Source organism: Synechococcus sp. RS9916 (genome assembly GCF_000153825.1).
Classification (GTDB): domain Bacteria; phylum Cyanobacteriota; class Cyanobacteriia; order PCC-6307; family Cyanobiaceae; genus Synechococcus_C.
In genome coordinates this window covers 541,656-566,443 of sequence record NZ_DS022299.1, presented here as the reverse complement: position 1 = coordinate 566,443, position 24,788 = coordinate 541,656, and the positions used below count along the sequence as shown (strand labels likewise).

At 60.2% G+C, this 24,788-nt stretch carries 24 protein-coding genes; 9 read left to right on the top strand and 15 right to left on the bottom strand.

The window, feature by feature from the left end; genetic code table 11:
- Nucleotides 1-190: 190 nt before the first annotated feature.
- The 10 genes from recG to RS9916_RS03065 form a co-directional block, all read right to left on the bottom strand.
- Entirely contained in the window at nucleotides 191-2,725 is a 2,535-nt protein-coding gene (gene recG / locus RS9916_RS03105) for an ATP-dependent DNA helicase RecG (RefSeq protein WP_007097771.1), read from the bottom strand.
- Entirely contained in the window at nucleotides 2,686-3,780 is a 1,095-nt protein-coding gene (locus tag RS9916_RS03100; protein ID WP_232199511.1) for a hypothetical protein, read from the bottom strand. Before RS9916_RS03100 ends, recG begins: the two co-directional genes overlap by 40 nt.
- 149 nt (nucleotides 3,781-3,929) lie before the next feature.
- Nucleotides 3,930-4,589, bottom strand: a complete 660-nt coding sequence (gene tsf / locus RS9916_RS03095; protein ID WP_007097769.1) for a translation elongation factor Ts — start codon at nucleotides 4,587-4,589, stop codon at nucleotides 3,930-3,932.
- Between the two features lie 88 nt (nucleotides 4,590-4,677).
- Complete coding sequence (gene rpsB, locus RS9916_RS03090; RefSeq protein WP_007097768.1) at nucleotides 4,678-5,397, bottom strand: 30S ribosomal protein S2; 720 nt, start codon at nucleotides 5,395-5,397, stop codon at nucleotides 4,678-4,680.
- Nucleotides 5,398-5,509: 112 nt separating this feature from the next.
- Nucleotides 5,510-6,442: a glycosyltransferase family 2 protein gene (locus RS9916_RS03085; RefSeq protein WP_007097767.1), complete on the bottom strand. Its 933-nt coding sequence runs from the start codon at nucleotides 6,440-6,442 to the stop codon at nucleotides 5,510-5,512.
- A 92-nt stretch (nucleotides 6,443-6,534) separates the two neighbouring features.
- Nucleotides 6,535-6,690: a hypothetical protein gene (locus RS9916_RS14305; RefSeq protein ID WP_006850288.1), complete on the bottom strand. Its 156-nt coding sequence runs from the start codon at nucleotides 6,688-6,690 to the stop codon at nucleotides 6,535-6,537.
- A gap of 36 nt (nucleotides 6,691-6,726) precedes the next feature.
- The gene (locus tag RS9916_RS03080; protein WP_007097766.1) at nucleotides 6,727-7,410 is read right to left on the bottom strand and encodes a DevA family ABC transporter ATP-binding protein; all 684 of its coding nucleotides are present in this window, start codon (nucleotides 7,408-7,410) and stop codon (nucleotides 6,727-6,729) included.
- Nucleotides 7,411-8,583, bottom strand: a complete 1,173-nt coding sequence (devC, locus tag RS9916_RS03075; protein ID WP_007097765.1) for an ABC transporter permease DevC — start codon at nucleotides 8,581-8,583, stop codon at nucleotides 7,411-7,413.
- Nucleotides 8,580-9,482, bottom strand: coding sequence for an efflux RND transporter periplasmic adaptor subunit (locus tag RS9916_RS03070; protein WP_007097764.1), 903 nt, complete (start codon nucleotides 9,480-9,482; stop codon nucleotides 8,580-8,582). The genes devC and RS9916_RS03070 overlap by 4 nt, the downstream gene beginning before the upstream one ends.
- The gene (locus RS9916_RS03065; RefSeq protein WP_007097763.1) at nucleotides 9,482-10,219 is read right to left on the bottom strand and encodes a phycocyanobilin:ferredoxin oxidoreductase; all 738 of its coding nucleotides are present in this window, start codon (nucleotides 10,217-10,219) and stop codon (nucleotides 9,482-9,484) included. The genes RS9916_RS03070 and RS9916_RS03065 overlap by 1 nt, the downstream gene beginning before the upstream one ends.
- Before the next feature lie 161 nt (nucleotides 10,220-10,380).
- Here RS9916_RS03065 and RS9916_RS03060 point away from each other — a divergent pair, with 161 nt between their 5' ends.
- Together RS9916_RS03060 and RS9916_RS03055 are read left to right on the top strand one after the other, a co-directional pair.
- Nucleotides 10,381-11,619 carry a pitrilysin family protein gene (locus tag RS9916_RS03060; RefSeq protein ID WP_007097761.1) on the top strand — a complete coding sequence of 413 codons (1,239 nt, stop codon included), beginning with the start codon at nucleotides 10,381-10,383 and terminating at the stop codon, nucleotides 11,617-11,619.
- Nucleotides 11,619-12,911 carry a pitrilysin family protein gene (locus RS9916_RS03055; protein ID WP_007097760.1) on the top strand — a complete coding sequence of 431 codons (1,293 nt, stop codon included), beginning with the start codon at nucleotides 11,619-11,621 and terminating at the stop codon, nucleotides 12,909-12,911. The genes RS9916_RS03060 and RS9916_RS03055 overlap by 1 nt, the downstream gene beginning before the upstream one ends.
- Here RS9916_RS03055 and RS9916_RS13730 read toward each other — a convergent pair.
- Nucleotides 12,841-13,107: an NAD(P)H dehydrogenase assembly family protein gene (locus tag RS9916_RS13730; protein ID WP_007097759.1), complete on the bottom strand. Its 267-nt coding sequence runs from the start codon at nucleotides 13,105-13,107 to the stop codon at nucleotides 12,841-12,843. The two genes, RS9916_RS03055 and RS9916_RS13730, sit on opposite strands and share 71 nt — an antisense overlap.
- Nucleotides 13,108-13,646: 539 nt before the next feature.
- Here RS9916_RS13730 and RS9916_RS03050 point away from each other — a divergent pair.
- The 5 genes from RS9916_RS03050 (at nucleotide 13,647) to RS9916_RS03030 (ending at nucleotide 18,842) form a co-directional block, all read left to right on the top strand.
- On the top strand, nucleotides 13,647-13,871 hold the full coding sequence (locus RS9916_RS03050) for a hypothetical protein (protein WP_007097757.1): 225 nt from the start codon (nucleotides 13,647-13,649) through the stop codon (nucleotides 13,869-13,871).
- Nucleotides 13,872-13,991: 120 nt separating this feature from the next.
- Nucleotides 13,992-14,558 carry a biotin transporter BioY gene (locus tag RS9916_RS03045; protein ID WP_038024095.1) on the top strand — a complete coding sequence of 189 codons (567 nt, stop codon included), beginning with the start codon at nucleotides 13,992-13,994 and terminating at the stop codon, nucleotides 14,556-14,558.
- On the top strand, nucleotides 14,558-15,052 hold the full coding sequence (gene lspA, locus RS9916_RS03040; RefSeq protein WP_156777459.1) for a signal peptidase II: 495 nt from the start codon (nucleotides 14,558-14,560) through the stop codon (nucleotides 15,050-15,052). Before RS9916_RS03045 ends, lspA begins: the two co-directional genes overlap by 1 nt.
- A complete protein-coding gene (locus RS9916_RS03035) occupies nucleotides 15,033-17,219 on the top strand; it encodes a transglycosylase domain-containing protein (protein ID WP_007097754.1) in 2,187 nt (728 codons plus the stop codon). Before lspA ends, RS9916_RS03035 begins: the two co-directional genes overlap by 20 nt.
- Nucleotides 17,220-17,243: 24 nt before the next feature.
- Complete coding sequence (locus tag RS9916_RS03030) at nucleotides 17,244-18,842, top strand: YcjF family protein (RefSeq protein ID WP_007097753.1); 1,599 nt, start codon at nucleotides 17,244-17,246, stop codon at nucleotides 18,840-18,842.
- 90 nt (nucleotides 18,843-18,932) lie between these two features.
- On the opposite strand, the gene RS9916_RS03025 is transcribed toward RS9916_RS03030, so the two are convergent.
- Nucleotides 18,933-20,369, bottom strand: a complete 1,437-nt coding sequence (locus tag RS9916_RS03025; protein ID WP_007097752.1) for an aminotransferase class V-fold PLP-dependent enzyme — start codon at nucleotides 20,367-20,369, stop codon at nucleotides 18,933-18,935.
- Nucleotides 20,370-20,434: 65 nt separating this feature from the next.
- Between RS9916_RS03025 and RS9916_RS03020 the strand changes: the two genes are divergently transcribed.
- Entirely contained in the window at nucleotides 20,435-20,938 is a 504-nt protein-coding gene (locus RS9916_RS03020; RefSeq protein WP_007097751.1) for a nucleoside deaminase, read from the top strand.
- On the opposite strand, the gene RS9916_RS03015 is transcribed toward RS9916_RS03020, so the two are convergent.
- Together RS9916_RS03015 and RS9916_RS03010 are read right to left on the bottom strand one after the other, a co-directional pair.
- Nucleotides 20,880-22,064 (bottom strand): alanine--glyoxylate aminotransferase family protein, encoded by a 1,185-nt coding sequence (locus tag RS9916_RS03015; protein ID WP_038023159.1) that lies wholly within the window; start codon nucleotides 22,062-22,064, stop codon nucleotides 20,880-20,882. The two genes, RS9916_RS03020 and RS9916_RS03015, sit on opposite strands and share 59 nt — an antisense overlap.
- 80 nt (nucleotides 22,065-22,144) lie before the next feature.
- Nucleotides 22,145-22,669 carry an allophycocyanin subunit beta gene (locus RS9916_RS03010; protein ID WP_007097749.1) on the bottom strand — a complete coding sequence of 175 codons (525 nt, stop codon included), beginning with the start codon at nucleotides 22,667-22,669 and terminating at the stop codon, nucleotides 22,145-22,147.
- A 223-nt stretch (nucleotides 22,670-22,892) separates the two neighbouring features.
- On the opposite strand from RS9916_RS03010, the gene glnA reads away from it, so the two are divergent.
- The gene (gene glnA, locus RS9916_RS03005) at nucleotides 22,893-24,311 is read left to right on the top strand and encodes a type I glutamate--ammonia ligase (protein ID WP_007097748.1); all 1,419 of its coding nucleotides are present in this window, start codon (nucleotides 22,893-22,895) and stop codon (nucleotides 24,309-24,311) included.
- An 86-nt stretch (nucleotides 24,312-24,397) separates the two neighbouring features.
- Here glnA and RS9916_RS03000 read toward each other — a convergent pair whose 3' ends face one another.
- Nucleotides 24,398-24,655: a hypothetical protein gene (locus RS9916_RS03000; protein WP_038024090.1), complete on the bottom strand. Its 258-nt coding sequence runs from the start codon at nucleotides 24,653-24,655 to the stop codon at nucleotides 24,398-24,400.
- Nucleotides 24,656-24,788 lie beyond the last annotated feature (133 nt).

Below are 24,788 nucleotides of genomic sequence, written 5' to 3'. Positions count from 1 at the left end.
AAGAACTAGCCCCTGAGGAAAAGACTGCAGCGCAGGAGATCTCGGCGACAAAGCCTCAAAAGAGAACGAGAGGCAAGCGCCAACCAAAACAACCAACACCCGCCTGCTTTGTGAGCAAAAGCTGAAAAAATAAGCAAAAATAAACAAGCGAGACCCAAACGAGACTCATGCCTGTGGAAATTACTGGCGCTTAATTGAGTTGCCCAGCACTGGTCATTCTTAGCAGTTGATTCTCAAGCAATTGACGCAGCACGGGGTAGCCATTGAGACCAGGATCCTCCTGAATCAAACGGCTCGCTTCCTCGCGTGCATCATCGAGAACGGCACCGTCATCGGCAAGGCTGGCCAGAGCCAGATCAGGCAAGCCTGATTGGCGCGTCCCGAGAACTTGGCCAGGCCCCCGAAGGCGCAAATCCATCTCGGCAATTTCAAACCCATCGGTGGATCGCACCAACACATCCAGGCGCTGCCGAGCCAAAGGATTACGGCTGTCATTCACCAACAGACAGTGGGAAGCCGCAGCACCACGGCCGACTCGCCCTCGCAGCTGGTGCAGCTGGGCCAGGCCAAAGCGGTCAGCATGGTCAATCACCATCACACTGGCCTCCGGCACATCCACACCCACCTCCACCACCGTTGTGGAGACGAGAACCTGACAATCGCCACGGGCAAACGCCTGAATCACCGCCTGTTTCTCAGCACTGTTCAGACGTCCATGCAGCAAGCCCACAGAACAATCGGGAAACACCTCTTCCACCAGTTGTCGATGAACATCAACGGCGGAACGAAGATCCATCTTTTCTGACTCCTCGACAAGAGGCAGAACCACATACGCACGCTGACCCGCCTGCACTTGCTCTCGGATCAAGTCGTAGGCCTGATCACGATCAGATCCCGAAATCTGACGGGTTTGGATTGGTGTGCGCCCGGGAGGAAGCTCATCAATCTGACTGACATCCAGGTCTCCGTGAAGCGAAAGGGCGAGGGTTCGCGGAATCGGGGTTGCCGTCATCGTGAGCAGATGCGGTTGCAGACCTTTGCTGAGTAAGCGATTGCGCTGACGCACGCCAAAACGATGCTGTTCGTCAACGACCACAAGACCGAGGCGGGAGAAGTCGACCGGGTCTTCGATCAGAGCATGGGTACCCACCAGAATGCGCAGGGTGCCATTGGCCAGATCGGTGAGCATGCGGCGTCGATTGGGCCTTGAGGTGGAGCCAGTGAGCAGCTCCACGCTGATGTGCAGCGGGGTGAGCCACTGGCAAAGACTGCGGTAGTGCTGTTCAGCCAGCACCTCGGTGGGAGCCATCAACGCGCCTTGCCAACCGGCATCCACCGCATTCAGCAACGCCGCAACAGCCACGACCGTTTTCCCGCTTCCCACATCCCCTTGCACCAAACGGGCCATCGGTTCCGCCTTGGCCAGATCGACTTCAATCTCAGCCAGCACCCGTTGTTGTGCTGCAGTCAAGTCAAAGGGCAGCAAGCTCAGGAAGCGGCCGACGAGACCATCGCGCTGACCGACCCCTTCAAGACACGGGGCTTGACGCTGACGGTGTGCAGCTCGGCGCTGCATCAAACCCAGCTGAAGCAAGAGAAATTCGTCAAACACCAAGCGCCGCCGCGCCCGCTGTAGAGCATCCCGATTCTTCGGGCGATGGATTTGATCGAGGGCCAAAGGGCGGGACATCAGCTCAAGGGCGTCACGCCGATCGGCACTGAGAGGCTCTGGCCAGTGCTGAGCAGCCGGCAGCACTAACGCAACGAGCTTGCGCAGGCGATCGGCGGCGAGCCCCTCAGTAAGTGCATACACAGGGAGCAATCTCCCGATCTGAGGGGATCGAACCGGAGCGCTTGCACTCTCCAACACCTCAATCAGCGGATCCTGAAAACTGAGACCGTAGGGGCCGGATTTCACCAGACCACTAATGGCTACGGTGGCCCCAACTGGATATTGGCGGGTCTGGGTGTGCAGTGCCGCTGGGCTGCTGAATCGTTTGCCTGCAAGAAAACGCGTCACCTTGAGCCGTCCGGTCGGATCCTGAACCTGCAGCTCAAGAATCGAGAGATTGGGATTGCGCGGACTGGTGAATCCGTGGCAGCGCCGCACGGTGGCCACAATCGTTGCCGTCGTTCCGGGTTCCAGCGCTTCAATGCGCCGCATCGCCGAATAGTCGACGTAATCGCGGGGGTAGTAGAGCAACAGATCGCGGACCAGCAGCAACCCGAGCGAAGCCAATCGCTCAGCCAACTTCGGGCCAATTCCCTTCACGCGCGACAAGGGTGCATCGAGGACCAACGTCCCTTGTCCATCCGCCGATCGCTGCGGCGCGGAAGACTCCACCACCCGCAACCGGGGCGGGGCCATCGGACGCGTGGGCTCCAAGCGTTGGCGCAATCCATGCAGCCACTGCCGGGTGATCGTGACCAACCGGCGGCGGGAGGGCTCAGGCAGACCGGGGTAGTCGCAATAGGAGACCACAAAGTCTTGGAGACGTGCCCGGCTATCGGCAGGGAGCGGAATCGGAGGTGGCTCCCCAAGTTGGCGCACAAGAAAATTGTGAAAGCGCTCTTGGCGCCCCTGCAGATCGCCAAAGCCACGATCCGCCTCAAGCGTGAGAGCTGTCTGCAGAGGCCGTAACCATGCAGCAAGCAACTCCAGATCAGCGGCAGAACAGCCCTGATTCAGCTCTGGGGCGGATTGGTTGGAGGACTCGGCCACCACTGCGTCTGCACCTGTTGGGTCTGGGCACGCCTCTGCCAATGGCGTTCCTGTCGCACCATTGTGAGCAGATTGCGCCGGCGCTGGCGGAGCTTGGCTCTGCTACGACGCAATGGAGGGCCGTCGAATTCCAGTTCGGAGGGTCGCAAAAGGACGCAGGTGAGATCCATCAACGGCTCCCCCGGGGTCGTCATCGGCAATGGGACGCGCAGTCTGAGCAAATTGGACGGAGCCGGCAGCGTCTCCACCTGACCATTGAGAACCGCATCGAGAAGGCTCATCGGCAGAAGGCTGCTGGCCAGACCGGCGCGCAGCAACTCCACGTTGATGGCATGGGAAAGATTGCGGAGCCGTCGCACAATCGCCTGATCCAAGCCATCGAGCCAGCGCAAGAGCTCCAACGGCATGGTGGGCATAAAGGCGGAAGCCTCGGAGGATTCCGCGGCATCACTGATGGCGTCGTTGTCGGCAGTCGGGCCTAGTCCGTCATGGTCGCCTGGCCCATCCATGGCCTGACCTGCCATCACAAACAGCGAACGCAGGAGATCAAGATCGCTGGTCCCCTCTCCGTTCTGTTCCAGATCCGCCTCAGCCTGTTGCACGGACTCTTCCGGGGGATCATCGAAACTCAGATCCAGATCCGAAGGGTCGTGGGTGTCGTGATCGGTTTCACTGTCGCCTGATTCACGCGGGGTGACCAATCCATCCAACAGCGCTGGCTGATCGATTGGGGGAGCAAAACTGAGGTTCACGGACCCACCCGCAGCATCCGAATCCCCGGGTTGATTGGAGGGCAAATCAGTTGATTCCCCATCCGAGGGTTCTGTGGAACGCTGCAACCCCTCAACCATCGCCTGCTGAGCCTGTTGTCGACGCTGCTTGCGTTCCCTAGCCAGGTTCTTGGCGAGTAACTGAAGCTGCTCAATCGTGAGCAGCGAAGTGCAACGCTGCACCAATTGGTCGATGCGCTCCTGAAGAGACTCCCTCTCTTGATCGGAGACTTGGCTCAGGCATTCCGGCTCTAAGGAGCAGAGCCATTCCGCCAAGGAACGATGCACTGCTGTTGCCAAACTCTCGCGCAGCACAACAAGGTAGTGCGCTTGGTCAGCATAAAAAGCCGGTGCCGATTGACGGCACCAGCTCTGAAGACGTGCGAATTGCTCGTCTGGGTTGTGCGGTTTCAAACCGTCCTGGTCTGAAGCCAAGATCAGCCTTTGGTCATCGATGCCACTTCGGCAGCGAAATCATTCTCTTCAATCTCAATGCCCTCACCCAAGGTGTAGCGGGTAAAGCGACGCACCTTGACGTTCTCGCCGATCTTGCCTGCGGTCTGCTTGACCAGCTCGGCCACGGTGATCGAGCTGTCTTTGATGAAGGGCTGCTCCATCAGTGCAAGTTCCTTCAGGCGCTTGCCAATGCGGCCCTCAACGATCTTCTCTTTCATCTGTTCAGGCTTGCCCTCGAGATCATCGCGACCCATCTCGATGGACTTTTCGCGCTCACGGATTTCAGAAGGGATCTCATCGGTGCTGACGTACTCAACACCAGGGCAAGCTGCAACCTGCATGGCCACGTCACGCAGAAGCTCCTGGAACATGTCGCCACGGGCGACGAAGTCGGTTTCACAGTTGACTTCAACCAGGACACCAACGCGAGCACCCGTGTGGATGTAGCTGCCGATCGCACCCTCAGCCGCAGTGCGGCCAGATTTCTTCTCAGCGCTGGCGATACCTTTCTGACGCAGCCATTCAATGGCTTTATTGGCATCGCCTTCAGTTGCTGCAAGGGCTTTCTTGCAGTCCATCATTCCTGCGCCGGTCTTGTCGCGCAGTTCCTTGACGAGCTTGGCGGATACGGCAGCAGCCATCGGAGGAGGGGAAATAAAGAAATTGGATGAGAAGAGCCGCCGTCCCGCAGGAGCGGGATGGCGGCAGAAACCGAGTGGTTAGGCGAGATCAGCCCTGGCTGTCGTCGCCACCACGCTGATCGTTGGAACCGTGACGGCCTTCGTTGATGGCATCTGCCAGACGGCTCAACACCAGCTGAACGGAACGCACAGCATCGTCGTTGCAAGGGATGGGCACCTCGCAAAGGTCGGGATCGCAATTGGTGTCCAACATGGAGACCAGGGGGATGTCCAACTTGCGAGCCTCGAGCACTGCGTTGGTCTCGCGACGTTGATCCACCAGGACCACCACGTCGGGAAGACGACGCATGTTCTTGAGGCCACCCAGGTACTTCTGGAGACGATCAAGCTCGCGGCGCAGCACGGCTGCTTCTTTCTTCGGACGCATGGCGATGGCACCACTGGACTCCATGCGCTCGAGGTCTTTGAGACGATCGATACGCGCTTTCATGGTGGTCCAGTTGGTGAGCATGCCGCCCAACCAACGCTGGTTCACGTAAGAACCACCACAACGGGCAGCCTCCAGGGCCACCACTTCGGATGCTTGCTTTTTGGTACCAACAAAAAGGAAACGCTTGCCGCTGCGAGCTGCGGAGCGCACCCACTTGTAAGCGTTGTTCATGCAGACGGCCGTCTGCACGAGGTCAATGATGTGAACTCCGTTGCGCGCGCAATAGATGTAGCGCGACATCTTGGGGTTCCAACGACGGGTCTGGTGCCCAAAGTGGGCGCCAGCTTCCATCATCTCAGCGAGAGTGACAACAGCCATAGTGATTGAGGTTTCGGGTTCGCCTCCACCTGTCAGGGATGGTCAAAGACCAGCACCCGAAACAGACAGGTGTGCGGGTTGAAAGAACCCAGTGAATTTATCAAAAAGCCGGTCAACGAATTCCGAGCGCCCTGGCTTCCCGATACAGCGCCCTGACACCAATGCGATTGAGAGGAAGACGCAGCAATTCCATCGCCAAAGCAGCGCGACCATGGCTGATCAGCCAATTCAGCAATGGGCGCAAGGAACGCTCATTGATAAGCCCCCCAAGCGTCAGAAGTTCCCAGAGCAGCCGATGCAACCAGGTGAACTGAATAATGAAACGCACGCGCCGGGTGGGGTGCTTGCGATAAAAAACGAGCCCCATCTTGGCCCGCTCCTGCTCGACCCTGATCAGATCAGGAATCTGGGTCATGCTCAGCGCTGGGTGCCAGTGATACCCGACGGCTTCAGGGCATTTCACCAGCACCACCCCCATTTGGCGCAGGCGTTCCCCCAGCTCGAGATCTTCCCAGCCATAAAGGCGGAAGCCCAGATCGAACAAACCTGACTGCTGCAGCACTGACCGGTCGATGGCCACGTTGCCTGTGGCGAAATAAGCCCAAGACAGATCCCGCAATTTGTGGCGTTCGGCGGTCGGATCTTCAAAGTTGGCCGTGTTGATCACAGCGCCGTAGGTGAAGCACAGGCGATCGCCGCGCTGCGTCCAGGTGCGTTGGAGGGCACGGGCATGACTGGCAAGAAACCCCGGCATCACCACCAGGTCACTGTCGATGAAGACGATGACATCCCCTCGAGCCTGGTCAACACCTCGGTTGCGTCCCTCCGCCGGCCCGCCATGGGCCTGTTCAAAAAGGCGAACATGGGGGAAGCGATCGGACTGCTGGCGAAGCCGATCAGGGGTGCCATCCGTGGAGCCATCGTCAACCAGAACGACCTCATAGCCCTCGATCTCACCAGACGGCGTCTGCTGCTCCAAAGCCACCAGACACTTCTCCAGAATCGGCCAGCGGTTGTAGGTGGGGATGACGACGCTGATAAACATCCGCGCACGACCGCAGCGAGTGGACAACCAGCCTAAAGACATGAAAAAAGGGGGACCTTTCGCCCCCCTTCAACGTTGAAAACGTGGGTGAATCAGTCAGCAGCGCCGCCGTTGTTGGCAGTACCGGTCACACCATTGCCAGCACCTTCACCACGGCCGTCATTCCGCATCTTGCGCTTCTTGAACTTGCGGGCGTAGGCGCGGTTGCGCTCCTGCTTTTCCTTCTTGAGGTTCCTGCGCTTGGCCATCGCGTGGGGTGATGAAACGAATTGGTTTCGATCAATCTACCCAACCGAGGTGAACAAGCGGCCATCTTCCATTCGAACCAGGCGATCTGCCACATCAAGAATGCGCGGGTCGTGGGTCACCATCAACACCGAACACGCTTGTTCCCGGGCGAGCCGTTTGAGCAAATCCACCACCTCGCGGCCTGTTGTGCTGTCAAGAGCAGCCGTGGGTTCATCCGCCAACAACAACTGGGGATGGGCGGCCAGGGCCCTTGCAATCGCGACACGCTGTTTCTGTCCCCCGGAAAGATCGTGGGGGAGCTTACCGAGGTGATCACCAAGACCGACAGCTCGCAGCCACTCCCTGGCCAGGTTGCGGCGGGCGAGATAGGAGCGGTCATTCAACAGATCCGCACCCATTTGCACGTTCTGCTCAGCCGTGAGACATCGCAGCAGATTGTGCCCTTGAAAGATCATGCCAATGCGGCGGCGCAGCTTTTGCCGGGCGCCGCGGCCAGCCCCTTGCAGCGACTGGCCCAGCACAGAAACCTGGCCCTCCTGGACTGTTCGCAGCGCGCCAATCAAGGTGAGCAGGGTGGTCTTGCCGCAACCGGAGGGACCGGTCAGAAGCACCACCTCACCAGGCTCAATCCTGAGATCAACAGACTGCAGCACCTGACGGCGATTGCTGCCGCGGCCATACCAATGGCTCAAACCTTCAATCGCAACGGTGGAGCCCATTCAGAAGATCTCCGCTGGGTCAGCATCCACAAGACGGCGCATGGCCAGTCCTGCGGACAGCATGCACATCACAAGAATCATGGTGAACACGGTGGCAGCCCGCGTGACATCCATGCCAACAGGCAACCGCGTGGCCTCCCGCACAAACCAGTACAACCCCTGGCCGGCCAGATAGGCCGGCACATATCCGATCAAGGCCAGCAGTAAGCCTTCGCGCACCACCACACCCACCAGGGTGATCACGCGGTAGCCCATCGCCATCAAGGTGGCGTATTCAGGCAAGTGATCGCTGACGTCGGTGTACAGCACCTGATAAACGATCACGCAGCCCACCACAAATCCCATGGCGGCGCCGAGCGTGAAGATGAAACCGATCGACGTACTGCTCCGCCAGTAATTTTGTTCAAAGTCAATGAACCCCTGCTTCGTCAGCACCTTGACGTCCTGGGGAAGCAGGGCGGCGAGTCGGGACTGCACCGCTAACGGATCGGCCCCTGGCTTCAGGCGAATGAGCCCAAGCTCAATACTGCCCGGGGGCTTGTTCGGCATCAGGTCGAGGAACGTCTCTGTGCTGGTGAGCAAGTTGCCATCCGCACCAAAACTGGTTCCCAAGGCCACCAGTCCAGCCACACGAACCCGGTTACCACCGATTTCACTTTCAACCGTGCGCCCCTGCTTAAACCACTCCGCAACGGGACCGAATTCAGGCCTGGAGCGCTCATCAAACAGCACCCTGCCTTTCTGGGAGAGCGGCCGGCTCTTGGCGGCCAATTCGGGGTCCACGAAGAACGGGTCCTCCGGATCAAATCCCAGACCCAGAATCGAGCGGGTGCTTTTGGTTTCCGGATTTCGCCACAGCATCAAGCTCCAATGCACGGGAGTGATGCCCTCCACTTCGGTATCAGCCATCGTCTGGATTAAGCGCCGCTTGGGAAACCCAGCCATGCGCACCGAGCTCGTGGAACGCGGACTGATCAACACCAGATCGGCATCAAAACGCCGATGCACGGTGACGCTGGCGTCAAACAGCCCATCGCGGAAGCCAAGCTGCATGAACATCAAAATGCCCGCAAAGCTGATGCCCGCCAGAGCCACAATCAGCCGAACGGGCTGACGAACCAACATCAACGAGGCCAGCGGAATCCGTCGGCGTTGCCAGAAGCCCACGTTCACTGCGCGCTGAAGCGGGCGATCACCTTCATGCCGGCCAGGGAGCGAACCCTCTGCGCCGACTGAGGATCGAGCTTGACTCTGACCTCCACAATCCGGGCATCGGCATCACCGGTGGGATCAGTCGACAACACCTGCCGCTGCCGCACCTGGGGACTGATGGCCGTCACCGAACCGCTGAGGGTGCCTTTGAAGCCACCGTTCTCACTCGTTAAGGCGACCGGTTGACCAACACGGACACGATTGATGTCGGACTCATAGACCTCCAACAGCGCTCCCATCGCCTGACTGGCCCCCACCTCGATCACACCATCGGATCCGGGACGCTCGCCTTCCCGGGTGTGGATCCGCAACGCGAGCCCATCAAGGGGCGAACGAAGCTCGCTATTGGCCAGATCGGCCATGAGTTTGCGCTGTTCCGCCTCAGCCTGTTGTTGCTCTCCCTGGAGACGAAGCAACTCATCACGCTTCTCATCGAGCAGCACCAAAGACGCGGCACCTACCTCAGCGGCCTTGGCGTAGCGCTGCACTTCGCGAACCTGAAGTTTGATCTCTGCAGCCCGCGTGCGCAAACGGGCCTGCACACCAGCGAGGTCAGCCTGAATCTGCGGACGGTTATCGAAGCGAGCCAAAACCTGACCTTTGCGGAGGCTTTCCCCCTCTGACACCAACAGCTCGGCCACCCGCGGGGTGCCACCAAAACCACTAATGGGTGCCGCCAAACGACGCACATCACCGGCTGGCGCGAGTCGTCCGAGGGCAGCCACCGCCTCAGGAGCACGAACGACTGGGCTGGGGACCTGCGGTTGAACCTCAGCCTGGCGGCGCGTCAGCTGCAGCAAACCGAACACAACGGCGAGACCGAGTCCCCCAGTCAGCAGCAAAAGAGCTGGTCGGCGCATCAGAGCGTGGGCGGATTGTCGAAGAGCAGCTCCTCGATGTAGCGATCGGCCCATTCGACGGTGAACGCCTTCTCCAACACGCGGCGTGTTTTGTCGTTGCGCTTCTGTTGGAGGCAATAGGAGAGCTGGCCCTGATGACGATTGATCGTAGAAGGATTGTCTGAGGAATCAGGCTCCGTGGTTTCCACCGCCTGACGCAAGACATCAAGGTATTGGCCAACCAAGTCCACAAACCAACCTTCTTCGGTGCTGTTCACAGGGCGGATGAAGCGAACGAAGGGGGAAAAGATGGTTCCCCAAGCAGGAAGTTCCCTCACCTGTTCGAACGGCGGGAGGGTGATCGCCTCCAGCGGCTGACGCACGGAAGCAGGCAGATCTGATCCCACCGGTGAAAGATCGACAATCGCTGCCGAGATGCCTGCAGGGCTGGCAACAATGTCGGCGCCAAACACCGGCAGGTCGAAGCGGGGATCAGGGAAAAAAACGCAGTGCAGAATCTGCAGACCAAGCCCCAGGCGTGCCGTCTCCAGATGGAGTTTGCGCAGCCCGCGGCATTGGTTCAGCTCATTGCGAATAAACAGTGCTTCGCCATCCAACGTGGCCGTAATCGCTTCAAGCGCCGGGTCCACAGCAAGGGGTGCAAGCTCGGGCATGGCAGAGCGGCATTCACGGATGCGATCGGCCAAGGCATCCACCAGGGGATGCAGCTCCTTGGAAGGTGATGAGGTCGAGGGCACTGGCGTGGCTCAGCACTACTGGAAGCTATGGGGACTATGCCGCACGTCTCTGCTCGATCGCCTCAACAGCCAAAAACCAGGCGTCACCGGAATAGTCTGGGGTCCTGCGACATGGGGTCCCGATCCGCTGCTCGAACGGTCTTGAACTGACCTATCAGACGTTGGCCAACGGCTGTCGCTGCGTCTTCGCCCCCATCCCCGAAGCAGGACTCACCTGCCTTGATTTCTGGTGCAAAGCCGGGAGTGCCTTCGAGCAACCAGGCGAGGAGGGACTTGCGCATTTCTTGGAACACATGGTGTTCAAGGGCAGCCAACGCCTCGAGGCTGGAGCCTTTGACTTGCGTGTTGAAGCCCTCGGAGGCAGCAGCAACGCGGCCACCGGCTTCGACGACGTGCATTTCCATGTGCTCGTGCCACCGGACGGTGCCCAGGAGGCGCTTGAGCTGCTGCTCGACTTGGTTCTGGAGCCGGCACTTCGCGCCGATGCTTACGCCATGGAGCGTGATGTGGTGCTGGAGGAAATCGCCCAATACCGCGATCAACCGGATGAACAAGTGGTGCAGCAGTTGCTGGCAGCCAGCTGCCCAACCCACCCTTACGGACGCCCCATCCTGGGCTGGGAAGACAGCTTGAAAGCGAGCACACCGGCGACCATGGCGGCCTTCCATCGACGTCGCTATCGGGGCCCGAACTGTTGTTTGCTCGTGACAGGGGCGATTCCTGACGGACTACCCCAAGATTTGCGGACTGGACGCTTGGCCGATCTGGAGAGTGGGAGCTCGGATGGACCCGAAGACACCCCTGCTGCACCAACCCAAGGACGTCTTTCGTTTCAATCCGGCCACTCCAAGATCCAGGTTGACCGTCTCGAAGCGGCGCGACTGCTGATGGCCTGGCCTGCTGCACCAGCGGGTCAACAGCATCACGTGATGGGCTACGACCTGGCCACCACACTGCTGGCCGAGGGACGTCGAAGCCGCCTCGTGGAGCGATTACGCGAACAGCTGCAGATCGTCGAATCCATTGACATGGATCTCACAACCCTCGAGCAAGGAAGCCTGGTGATGTTGGAAGCCTGCTGTCCTCCCGAGACCATCGACGACGTGGAGAAGGAAGTGCATCGGGTCCTCCGGCAATGCAGTACTGAATCTGTCCAACCTGAGGAACTCGAACGGGCTCGGCAACTGGTCGGAAACGGGTTGCGCTTCAGCCTGGAAGCTCCTGGTTCTGTTGCTGCCATTGCTGGCTCGCAAGCGCTTTGGCGAACCCCTCAAGCGCCTTTGGCCGCACTGGCCGATCTTGACCAGTGGACAGCCGCTGAACTGCAGCGCGACGTGTTTTCCCATCTTCAACCCGATCGGGCCTACACCCTCGTGGCACTACCGAAGGAGGGAGGCTGATGAACCCGGCATCCGAGCTGATTCTTGATCCCCACACAACGGCAGGAGTGCTGGCCGCCAAACTCTGGATCCGGCGTGGAAGTGCCTGCGATCCCCACCAGCAACGCGGCGCCCATCAATTGCTGGGCTCCTTGCTCAGCCGCGGCTGCGGTCCCTATGGACCGATGGAGCTCGCCGATCTGGTGGAAGGCAGCGGTGCAGGCCTGCGCTGTGACACCAACGAAGACGGATTACTGATCAGCCTGAAATGCCGTGACAACGACGCCGAGCGCCTGTTGCCGGTGATCGGATGGATGGTGCACCAGCCCCATCTGCTGCCCGATCAGGTGGAGCTGGAAAAAGAGCTGAGCCTCCAAGCCCTGGTGCGCCAGAAGGAAGATCCTTTCCATCTGGCTTACGACGGATGGCGGACCCTGGCCTACGGCTCCGGAGGCTATGGCCATGACCCCTTGGGTGTCACCGGTGACCTCGACAAACTGGAGCGTGATCAGCTTGTCGCCCTGGCCAAGCAGCTCGATGGTGCATCGAGTGTTCTGGCGATGTCGGGCACGATTCCCAAGGCGCTACTCAACTTGCTGAACGACCACGAGGCGTTCCAATCGCAAGCCGCTTCATCAGCGACAGACAACGGCATCCAAGACCAGGCCACTGTCAGCAGCGAAGACCGACCGCAAAGCCTTTGCCTGCGCGTTCAGAACACAGAGCAAGTGGTGATGATGCTTGGCCAACCGAGCCTGCCCCACGGCCACGCGGATGACCCTGCCCTGCGCCTGCTGCAAACCCACCTCGGTCAGGGCATGTCGAGCCTGCTGTTCCGTCGACTGCGGGAAGAGCATGGAGTGGCCTACGACGTGGGAGTTCATTACCCAGCGCGGGCTGAGGCCAGTCCTTTTGTGTTCCATGCCGCCACCAGCGTGGACAAGGCATCCCTGAGCCTGTCTCTGCTCCATGAGAGCTGGAATGAACTTTGCAGCACTCCCCTGAGTGAGGCCGATTTGCAGCTCGCCAGAGTCAAGGTGCGTGGGCAACTCGCCCATGGCTCCCAGACCACAGGCCAGCGCGCTGAACGGCGGGCCCAACTCAGGGGTCTAGGGCTCCCTGATGACTACGACCAGCGGAGCCTTGCCGTGATGGATGCGTTGGACGCCAACGCTGTTCAAGACGCTGCGCAACGCCATCTGGGACACCCTCTTCTCAGCCTCTGCGGGCCTGAAACTTCGCTCAGGGCCCTTGGTGATCAGTGGGAACAGAAGCAGGAGAGGCAGAGGCCGATCCCGCATCAGCAGGACTGAGATGGTCGATTGGCAAAAGAAAGGTGCCCCTGCGGAAGCGCACCGCTGCGGTTTGCATGGGCCTTAAACCAACCACTTCACCCAGCTCATCGCTGGTCACCAGATCGGGGGGACGCAACATCGGCATTGGATCGGCTGTTTTGAGGTACGACAGACGTCGCGCCAGGCGCACCTGATCACCGATTGAAACGTCCATGCACCCTGGGCGAAGTGGGGATAAGGCGAACAAGGCTAAAACTTGAATCGGGCCTGAGTGTTCACATTCTTGGGGCGATGCTGAATGGCATCGATCCCTTCAGGCTCTCAAACATTCAAGCTGTTGACGAAAGCCTCAGTGCAGTCCACCCAAAAGTCCACCGCCTCTACAAGCGTGTTGGTCGAGGAGAAAGAGGGGTGTGAGTTCCCCTCCTGCTCAACAATCGTCAGACAATTGAGATGCTGTTGGGGGCCGCTGGGCAGCTCGTCGGCATTGGATCAGGCTTGCCCTCTGACATGGCTTTTGCACGATGGTACATCTGGCTATCAGTGGCACCCTGAGCTTCCATTGCTGCTGCAACGACTGCCCAATTGCGGATTTCGTAGGTCATTGAGATGGGAAATCAAATCGACCTGAAAACCTTGGCGAAACTCCTGAGGTCCTCGTGACGGAGATTTCCACACTCGCTCAACCCCTCAACCCCAAAGACAATCTGCTAGGAACCACCACGGTTACACCTGATACGTCAACCCGCCGTCATGGAACGCAATAATCGAAACGTACTGGGGGAAGGAATGAACGAGGACGTCGTGGCAACCTTCAATTACAACCTGACTGCTTTGAAGCTCGAGTTCAAGACGACCTGTGATGCCCTCCGAAACTGGCCAGGAGGAGCAGCAGAAGAGCAGGACTTCTTGCAGCACAAGAAACAAGAACTCTTTAGGGCTTTAATGGAGCATTCATTTGAAAACGAGTCTGTCTGACTGGGTCTGGACACCTCTCGGCTGGGTCTTTGAACCCAGTTGGTGGACTCTCTAAAAGTCTTTTGCACCCTGGGCAATCAGCGTCTCCTGCTGCAGGATGGGTCGAGCTGATTGCAGCCCGTGCGGGCACTGGCCACCTGGAGCGGCGCTTTCGCCGGCCTGATGTTGATCCTCGTGGGCGGCCTCGTTCCCGCAGCGTTTGTGGTTCCAACCAATCCTTTGCAGGTGTTGCCCCTCCCCAGCACCTGGCAAGTGCCCGCTCTGTTGGTCTGCACCCTGGTCTGCGGACCCCGTTCAGGGGTCATTGCCGCCATGGCTTATCTCACCGTTGGCCTGGTGGATCTGCCGGTGTTTCATGAAGGCGGTGGTCTCGGCTATTTGCTCAATCCAGGATTCGGCTACCTGGCCGGCTTCGTGCCTGCGGCCTGGCTCTGCGGCCGTCTCTCCCAGCAAGACGGCATGAATGAATTGGGGCGACTGAGCTTGGCCGCCCTGGCAGGACTTCTGATGATTCAGGCCTGTGGTGTGCTCAACCTGCTGATTGGCGCTTTGTTTGGCCGATGGAGTGAGCCATTGGCACAGTTGATCTTCAGCTACAGCCTTGGGCCGCTGCCGGCCCAGATGGCGTTGTGTGTGGCCGCAGGCCTGCTGGCACTTCCGCTACGCCGCCTCCTGCTGGTCGAATGATGCGTCCCTTGCGCCCCCTACCCAGCCAGCTGGCCCGCAGACCGCTGTTGCTGATCACTTTGGTGATTGTGGTGATCGATCAGGCCAGCAAGGCTTGGGTCTGCGCCCATTTGCAGCCAGGACTTCCCGCACCCTTTTTGCCTGGTCTGTTGCAGCTGCGCTGGGTGCGCAATACAGGAGCAGCCTTCAGTCTGTTCCGTGATTCCACTCTCGTGTTGGGGTTGCTGAGCTTGGTGGTGGCCCTAGGGGTGGCGGTCTGGATCTGGAAGAGTCGACAACAACCGTTTTGGCAGGGCCTGGCGCTGGCCTTCCTGCTGGGGGGAACCGTGGGAAATGGCATTGATCGCTGGAGTCTTGGCCACGTGACCGACTTTCTCGAGCTGGTGCCAATCAACTTTCCGATCTTCAATGGCGCCGATATCGCCATCAATCTGGCCGTTGCCTGCTTCGTGATCGATGCGCTGACACGCCGCCATGAGCACCACAAACGCTGACGTCAGTCGGGGCGAGCCTGGCAGCAGTTCCAATCCAGGGCAGTGGCAACTGCTGATTCATCAGGGGGATCAGCCCGACAGATGCCTCACCCTGCATGGCGGCCTCTATCGCATTGGACGCGACCAAACCCTTGAGATTGCACTGGACCACGGCGCCGTCAGCAGGGTTCATGCCGTGCTCGAACGGAACGGGCGCCGTTGGCGGCTGAAGGATCTGCAATCCACCAATGGGTTGTGGTGGAAAGGGCGGCGTGTGCAGACCTTGGAGCTCCGCGATGGTGATCGTGTCGCCTTAGCGCCTGAAACTGAAAGCAGTGCTCCAGTGCTGCAGTTTCAGCACCCAGCCGAACGCTGGCGCCGTCGCTTGGAACGGAGCTTGGCCGCGGTGGTGCTCGCAGGTTTGGGGGGAGGCGGCTTATTGCTGTTGTTGGCGGCCGTGACCTTGCCGGTGCGGGGACGCCTGGCGGCGGTGCAGGGACCGATTGCGATTTACGACCGCAACAACATTCCGCTGCATTCGATCGACTCCAGTCGCCACCGCGAACTTCCTGCCCTCGGGAGCTTTTCGCCCTCCCTGGTCGATGCTCTGCTGAGCAGCGAAGACAACCGCTTCTGGTGGCATCCGGGTGTGGACCCGATTGGCACGCTGCGGGCATTCCTCACCAACTTCAGCGGTGGCGCATTGAAAGAAGGCGGCAGCAGCTTGACGCAACAGCTGGCTCGCAGTCTTTACCCGGATCTCGTCGGCCAAGGCGACACCCTTGGGCGCAAATGGAGGGAACTGCTCGTCGCGCTTCAGCTGGAGAGCCGTTTCAGCAAAGGTGAGCTGCTGCTCAGCTATCTGAACCGGGTCTATCTCGGAGTGGGCTGGGGTTTTGAAGATGCGGCACAGATTTACTTTGGACGCTCCGCTTCGGATCTGAGCCTTGAGCAAGCGGCTCTGCTGGTGGGTCTGCTGCCATCCCCCAACGGGTATGACCCCTGCCGTTTTCCCCAACGCGCTCTCGAAGCGCGAAACCGCGTGCTCAACAAAATGGCCGATGCCGGTCGGCTTTCCCTGGCGCAAGCGCGGCAGGCACGTCGCCGACCCGTGCAACTCGCACCCGAAGCCTGCACGGCTCAAGCACAACGGCGAGCAGCGCCCTTCTATACCGATCAAGTGCGCCGCGATCTGGGAGCACTGGTGGGCCCCGATGTGGCAGCGGAAGGCAATTTCCTCATCGAGACCCATCTCGATCCTGCGGTGCAAGAGGTGGTAGAGCGGCAACTGCGCCAGCTCCTGCAGGCATCCCGGAGCCTCGGCGTTGGCGAAGGGGCTGCCGTGGTGCTCGACAGCCGCAACGGCGGAGTGCTGGCCATTGCCGGAGGCAAGGACTACCGCAACAGTCAGTTCAACCGCGCCTCCATGGCCCTGCGCCAACCGGGCAGCACCTTCAAGCTGATGACCTACCTGGCAGCGCTCGAACGGGGCCTGAAACCGAACGACAGCATTGACTGCAATCCTCTGAGCTGGGGCGGACAACGCTTCAACAGTGGTTGCGTCGGCCAGCTGAGCCTGACCCGGGCATTTGCCTCCAGCAGCAACACCGCCACGTTGCGGTTAGCCAAGCGAGTCGGACTCGATCAGGTGGTGCAGCAAGCGCGCAAACTGGGGATCACGACTCCGCTCGACCCGGTGCCCGGTCTGGTGCTGGGACAAAGCGAGGTGCGATTGATCGAAATGACCGCCGCGTATGCAGGCATCGCCAACGATGGCGTTTGGCATCCACCCAGCACGATCCGACGGTTAGTGGATGCCGAGACCTGCCGACTGGAGCAGCTCACGCAATGCGGCAGCGTTGGGGGTGGGACTACCGCCATCGCAGGAGCAAGACAAGCTGTCGCTCCCAAAGTGGCCAGGTCCATGCAGGCCCTTCTGCGCAGCGTGGTGCAAAACGGCACAGGCCGTAACGCCTCCCTAGGAGGCCTCGAAGGTGGCAAAACCGGTACAACCAATGACGGCCGGGATTTGTTGTTCATCGGCTACGAGCCCAGCCGTCATTGGGTGCTGGGAATCTGGCTCGGAAACGATGACAACCGACCCACCGCTGCCTCCAGTGCCTTGGCAGCCACGCTCTGGGGAGACATCATGCGGGCGACAAGACCGAACAGCAGCACAACACGCTGAGGACGCAACGGTGACGCGCAACAGGTGAAAGGCAACAAGCGCTGGCTGTTCTGGGCAGGTGGTGCCCTGATCGCCCTGGTGGTGTTGGGCATGGTGCTGCAGGCCTTGCGCAATCTGCTCTGGGATCTCAGCTACTGGCTCCCGCCATGGATGGTGGGGCCAGTGCTGTTGTTGGCTGCTGCTCTGGTGGTGGCCCTGATCACGCAGATCGGTTGGCCATGGTTTCAAGCCTGGAAGCGCCGCCAGGATCAGCCGCGCCAGAGCACGGCGGAATTACCACCGCCTCCTGATACCCGGCGCAAAGCCGCTGAGCAGAGTCTGGAAAGCATCGATCGTTTGCTGGACAAACTTGACGACGCAGTGAGCCGGGAAGGGCTGCGTCAAGAACGGGAACGGGTGGCGCGCGAACTCCAACGCGGTGACCTCACGGTGGTGGTGTTTGGCACCGGATCCAGCGGAAAGACCTCATTAATTCGCGCGTTGCTCAACGAGATCGTTGGCGACGTCGGTGCCTCGATGGGAACGACCACCAAGACCCAGACCTACCGATTGCGATTGAAGGGGCTGCAACGAGGGCTGCAGCTGATCGACACACCGGGAATTCTTGAAAGTGGCCGCGATGGCCGTGAACGGGAACGAGAGGCCCGTCGCCGCGCCAGTCGTGCCGATCTGATGCTGGTGGTGGTGGATGGCGATCTCCGCGCCGCTGAGCTGGACGTCACACGCCATCTCGCCAGCCTCGGCAAACGCCTGCTGTTGGTGCTCAATAAATGCGACCTGCGCGGGGAGGAGGAGGAGAAACGCCTGATCGCACTCCTGCAACAACGTTGTGCCGACCTACTGAGCCCTGCTGATGTGATTGCGACGAGCGCTTGCCCGCAGTCGTTGCCACGGCCTGGCAAACAACCACTGCAACCACCCCCAGAGGTGGAGGCCCTGCTACGGCGGCTGGCCAGCGTCTTGCATGCCGACGGTGACGAACTGCTTGCCGACAACATCCTTCTCCAATGTCGTCATCTGGGCGCAACGGGCCGACAGCTTCTGGATCAACAACGCCAGACGGAAGCCCGCCGTTGCGTCGATCGCTACAGCTGGATCAGTGGGGGATTGGTGGCCGCCACACCGCTACCGGGCGTGGATCTCCTGGGCACAGCAGCGGTGAATGCCCAGATGGTGATCGAAGTGGCTGCTGTGTATGGGGTCACGTTGACCCGCCAACGGGCCCAAGATCTCGCCGTCTCCGTTGGCCGCACCCTGGCCGGAGTGGGCGTGGTGAAAGGAGGAGTCTCCCTGATTGGCACCGCGTTAAGCCTGAATCTGCCCACCCTGCTGGTGGGACGGGCCGTGCAGGGGGTTGCTGCTGCCTGGCTCACCCGCATCGCAGGGGCCAGCTTCATCACCTATTTCCAACAAGACCAAGACTGGGGAGATGGTGGAATGCAAGACGTTGTGCAGCGCCACTACGACCTCAATCGACGCGATTCAGCGTTGGAGCGTTTCCTGCAAACGGCAGTGCGCCGGGTTGTGGAGCCATTGCAACGGCAGGTGCAGCGGCAGCTTCCACCTCGGCCAGGGCCTCGGGCGGAGGTGGACGCATCGGACCGCGGGAGTCGAGAACCGTGATCACAGCCAGATAGAGCACGCCGATGGCCACCGACAACGCTCCGGTGACGATCGCGACCCAACGGCCCTGGGTTGAGGGGGGTGCTGGCATTAGTGAAGCCCCGCAGTGGATGCGTTCAGGATCTCAGCCAGCTGGTGCAGATGATCAGCCTGGGTGTGCGGATTTCCGAGCACAGCTTTGAGGTGGTAGGCACCTTCATAGAGGGGCCGCGAGAGCATCAATTGATGGTCCAGCAGACGCTGCCGGGTATGCAATGACCAGCCCTCGATCGCAGCCTGGTCCCCGCGAACAGGTCGGACAGCCAAAAGGTGGAGCGGACCGGTGCGCAGTCGCAACCGGTCGTGATCCAGCTGGCCTTGCAAAATCCTGCGCCGATCGACAGCAGCACTGAGCACTGCCGCAATGCCGCTTTCGCCAAGTTGTCGCAAACCCAGCCAGAGCTTCAAAACCTCAGCGGGGCGTGTTCCCTGCAGACCTTGCTCTCCACCATGACTTTCACCCCAGGCGGGCTCCATGTAGGGCAGCCCAGTCGCAAATGCATCCGCGAGGGCTTTGCGCTCTGCAACCAGCAGCAATGAGGAAGTTTTGGTGATGCCCAGCACTTTCTGGGGGTTCACAGTGATCGACTGCGCCTGACCCAACCCTTCGAACATTGGCGCTGTGGCCTCGGCCAATGCAAAGACGCCCCCGATGGCAGCATCGACATGAAGCCATAGTTGCTCGCGAGCACAAAGCTCGGCGAGAGCTTGCAAGGGATCGATGGCGCCGCGCACTGTTGTTCCAGCGGTGGCCACCACAGCCAGACACGGGCGGTGCTGAAGGCGCAACGCCTGCAGACGCTCCTCGAGACCATCCAGCTGCAGACAACCGTTGTCATCCACCGGAATCATCTGCAGGGCGTCGTCGCGCAACCCCATCACCCGCACCGCTTTGGCGAGGGAGACATGGGCATCGATGCTCGCGAACACCACCGCATCGGGGTTCTGGGCCAGTCCAACAGCCTGGCGGGCCACCACGAGCGCGTTGAGATTGCTAAGGCTGCCGCCGCTGGCCGCCACGCCACCAGCACTGTCCGGTAAACCCAAACGAGAGCAGAACCAGCCACACAACTGACGCTCCAAACGACTGAGGCTGGGAGAGAGCTCCTCAGCGAGCAAATTGTTGTTCAGACCGGCGCAGATCAGATCGGCCGCGATCGACGCCGTCAGCGGTGGGGGGTCGAGGTGGGCGAGAGAGCCGGGGTGGGAAGGCTGAAACGAGCCATCCATCACCTGCTGGAGGTCCTCCAGCAGCCGGTCCATACCAAGACCATCAGGCTCAGGGGCGACCGCGGGCAGCACGGACAGATTCGGAAGGGGGCCACCGCTTGAGGCATGACCAAGCCAGCGGCAGAGCTGGCTCGCAGTGGCATGGAGGAAACGCTCCAGATCGGGGTCGAGACCTTGCGGAGACGCGAAGGGAGCGAGGAGCTCGGTCGTTGCTGGCTTCAGATGGCCGACCAAAGACTCGCGATCAACAACGTTCATTCTCCACCGCGATGGCACATTGATTGGTAGTGAGGTGCGGAATCAGGACTTTGAATGCACCGTTGGTGCTCAGTGAGGACCAGCAACGGTTCTGGATGGGCCTGCTGCTGCAGCGCGCCGAAGCGATCGGACGACAAGGCGAAGTGCCCGTGAGCGCTCTCGTGCTCGATGGCAAGGGGCGCTGCATCGGCTTCGGAGGAAACACCAGGGAACGGGATCAGGATCCCCTTGGCCACGCCGAATTGGTGGCCATCCGCCAGGCCACTGTCTTGCGGGGGGACTGGCGACTGAACGACTGCACCCTGTTGGTCACCCTGGAACCCTGCCCAATGTGTGCCGGCGCTCTGGTGCAGGCTCGGATGGGGCAAGTGATCTACGGCGCCAGAGACCCCAAGCGGGGTGCGATGGGAGGAACGATCGACCTCAGCCAACACCCGAGCGCTCATCACCACATGAAGGTGATTGGCGGGGTGTTGGAGGAGGAGGCCAGCACGATGCTGGCCCAGTGGTTCAGGCTGCGGCGACGGCGGGCTGACGGAACTTCGGCAGCTCGGTCTCAAACAGATTGAGCAAGCGGTTCACATTCTCCGGAGTGGAGTTGTAACCCATCAGGCCGATCCGCCAGATCTTTCCGGCCAGTGTGCCAAGACCACCGCCGACTTCAATGCCGTGGTTATCGAGTAGGTGCTGGGTGAAGGCCTTGCCATCCACGCCCTCCGGAATCCGCACCGTGGTGAGCGTGGGCAGTCGCAGCTCGACGGGAGCGTGCATCACCAGACCCAAACCTTCCAGGCCAGACCAAAGCGCTTCGGCATTGCTGCGATGCCGAGACCAAGACTGCTCCAGCCCCTCTTCAGCGAGGAGGCGCAGGGCCTCACGCATACCGAAGTTCATGTTGACGGGAGCTGTGTGGTGATACACACGATTGCTGCCCCAGTACTGATTGAGGAGAGAAACATCGAGGTACCAGTTGGGCACCTTGTCTTTGCGGGCAGCCAACTTCTCTTCGGCTCGAGGACCCATGGTGAATGGACCCAGGCCCGGAGGGCAGCTCAGCCCCTTCTGGCTGCAGCTGTAGGCCAGATCGACCTTCCAAGCATCCAGGAACAGGGGAACACCTCCCAAGGACGTGACCGTATCGAGCAACAGCAAACAGTTGTGCTTGCGGCAAAGATCGCCCACCCCATCCATGGGCTGGCAGATACCAGTCGATGTCTCGGCATGAACCATGGCGAGAATCGCTGGTTTGTGCTCGATCAGAGCAGCTTCAAGCTCATCGAGCGAAAAGGCTTCGCCCCAGGGCTTTTCCACCACACGCACATCAGCGCGATAACGACCGGCCATATCGACAAGGCGATTGCCGAAGTACCCCTTGACGGCCACCAGAACCCGATCACCGGGCTCCACTGTGTTGGCCAGGGTCGCTTCCATGGCGGCACTACCGGTGCCACTCATGGGGAGGGTGAGACGGTTATCGGTTTGCCAGGCGTAGCGCAGCAATTCCTGCACCTCGGCCATCAGCTCCACATAGAGCGGATCCAGATGGCCAATGGGTGTGCGGGAGAGCGACTGAAGAACTGTGGGATGCGCGTTCGACGGGCCTGGGCCGAGGAGCAACCGATCGGGCGTGGCGATCGGGGCCAAAGAGCTGCGATGGCACGGATCAACCGGGAGGTGAGAGTGCGGTGTCGCCAAGGCCCAAGAAGCGAATCGTGAGATGCAGCCTACGCAGTCAGGTCACCCAACCAGATTGAAGATGTGAGATTGCAACGCGATTAGCGCAAACGCACATCAGTGGCAGCAAGACCCTTCGCCATGTGATCAAAGGGCTGACGCACCACTGCGCAACGTTCAACAGACACCCCAGCCGCCACCAGCATTTCGCACAACACATCGGCCAGCAAAACGATGCTGCGCACCGTGGGGCCGGTGGGCACGCCGAGGCTCTTGTAGGTGTCGTCGAGACCGTTCAGAACACGCTCATTCAGGATCGTGCTGTCGCCCGCGACCAGGGCGTAGCTGGCGTAACGAAGGAAATAATCCATGTCCCGCAAGCAAGCAGCCAAGCGACGCGTGGTGTAAGCGTTTCCACCTGGAAGCAACAGCTCAGGATCGCCTTTGAACAGGCGCTGACTGGCCTCGCGAACGATTTCGGCAGCTTCCCTGTTGATCAACTCAACAGCCTGGAGGCGCAGCTCAGCCTCACCCAGATAGCCATCAATGCTGTCCATGGCATTGCGATCGAGATAGCGACCGAGCTGGTCGTAACGACCGATCAACCCGGTGATGGCATCACGCATGGCAAAGGCATAGACGGTGTCATAGTGAAACGTAACACCATCGATTGGCTCAGAACCCCGATGTGGGCTGCGATGTGACCAAGTTGACAGAAACGGTTACCAATGCGGCACCCAGCAGACGTTTTAGACGACCAACACAGAAAGTGTGCCTGCTGATACAAAAAGGGCCCTGCGGGGTGTTTACGTTTCTCATGTCACATAAAGGTGAGCCTTACTGGACCCCATGGGCAAGACCGCACAGGACGTTCTCAACACGATCAAGAACGAAGGCATTGAACTGATTGACCTCAAGTTCACTGACCTGCACGGCAAGTGGCAACACCTCACCGTTTGCACCGACCTGCTCGACGAGGACGCCTTCACCGACGGCCTCGCCTTCGACGGCTCATCCATTCGTGGTTGGAAAGCGATTAACGCCTCCGACATGGCGATGGTTCCGGATCCCAAGAGCGCATGGATCGATCCCTTCTATCGCCACAAAACACTGAGCATGATCTGCTCGATCATGGATCCGCGCACGGGCGAGCCCTATGAACGTTGCCCCCGTGCCCTGGCCCAGAAGGCTCTCAACTATCTGAGCAGCACCGGCCTTGCCGATACCGCGTTCTTCGGACCAGAACCCGAGTTCTTCCTGTTCGACGACGTTCGCTACGAGAGCAGCAACGGATCCAGTTCCTACAGCGTCGACTCGATCGAAGCCCCCTGGAACACCAACCGCGTGGAAGAGGGCGGCAACCTGGCCAACAAGATCCAGCTGAAGGAGGGTTACTTCCCCGTCAGCCCCAACGACACGTCACAGGACATCCGCAGCGAGATGCTGCTCACCATGGGTTCCTTGGGTGTGCCGATTGAGAAGCAACACCACGAAGTGGCCACCGCCCAGCACGAACTGGGAATGAAATTCGCGGAGCTGATTCAGGCTGCCGACAACGTCATGACGTACAAGTACGTCGTGCGCAACGTGGCGAAGAAGTACGGCAAAACCGCAACTTTCATGCCCAAGCCGATCTTTGCCGACAACGGCAGCGGCATGCACGTGCACCAGAGCCTCTGGAAGGCTGGAGCTCCCCTGTTCTTCGGTGAGGGCACCTACGCCAACCTCTCTCAGACAGCGCGCTGGTACATCGGCGGCATCCTGAAGCACGCCCCCTCCTTCCTGGCGTTTACCAACCCCACCACCAACAGCTACAAGCGCCTGGTGCCGGGCTTCGAAGCTCCTGTGAACCTGGTGTATTCCGAGGGCAACCGCTCTGCAGCCGTTCGCATCCCCCTCACCGGCCCCAGCCCCAAGGCCAAGCGTCTTGAGTTCCGCTCCGGCGACGCCCTCGCCAACCCTTATCTGGCCTTCAGCGCCATGATGATGGCCGGCATCGATGGCATCAAGAATCAGATCGATCCTGGCGACGGTGTCGATGTTGACCTGTTCGAACTGCCCGCAGACGAGCTGGCCAAGATCGCAACCGTGCCCGCTTCACTGAACGGCGCTCTCGAAGCTCTGCGTGAAGATCACCACTACCTGCTGGAAGGTGGGGTGTTCACCAAAGACTTCATCGACAACTGGATCGAGATCAAATACGAGGAAGTGCAGCAGCTGCGCCAGCGTCCTCACCCCCACGAGTTCACCATGTACTACGACGCCTGATCGGCGCCTGTTCACCTCGGTGAAACCTTTAACCCCTCCCGCAATGGAGGGGTTTTTTCATGCCTTGTGGTCTTGCCCTGATCAGGTCAGCCACCTCCCTGCAACTGGGCCATGGCGCTGTCGCGCAAGCGGCGCTCGTGGCTTGATCGGCGCGCCCAAGCCGCCTGCTGAGCCAACGCACTAGCACCATCTTTCCGATCGGGATGGTCTTTGATCTGCCCGATCGCGGCCTGATGAAGGCGCGCATCGTGACCATGGTGCTCAGCCCAGGTCACAAATTCAATGGCACCCCTGTTCGGACGATCCAGCGGGTCGCCCGCGGCGTTTTTTTGATGAACAGCCACCGCCCTCTCCCAACGCATAAGTCAATTATGTAGCGATTGCTACACAATTGCTCGTTCGGATTGGGTTTTGCGTGGAAACTTTGTCTCAGCCTCCACCCAGACCTGCACCAAGCAGGCGGCTCGGAAATTGGGC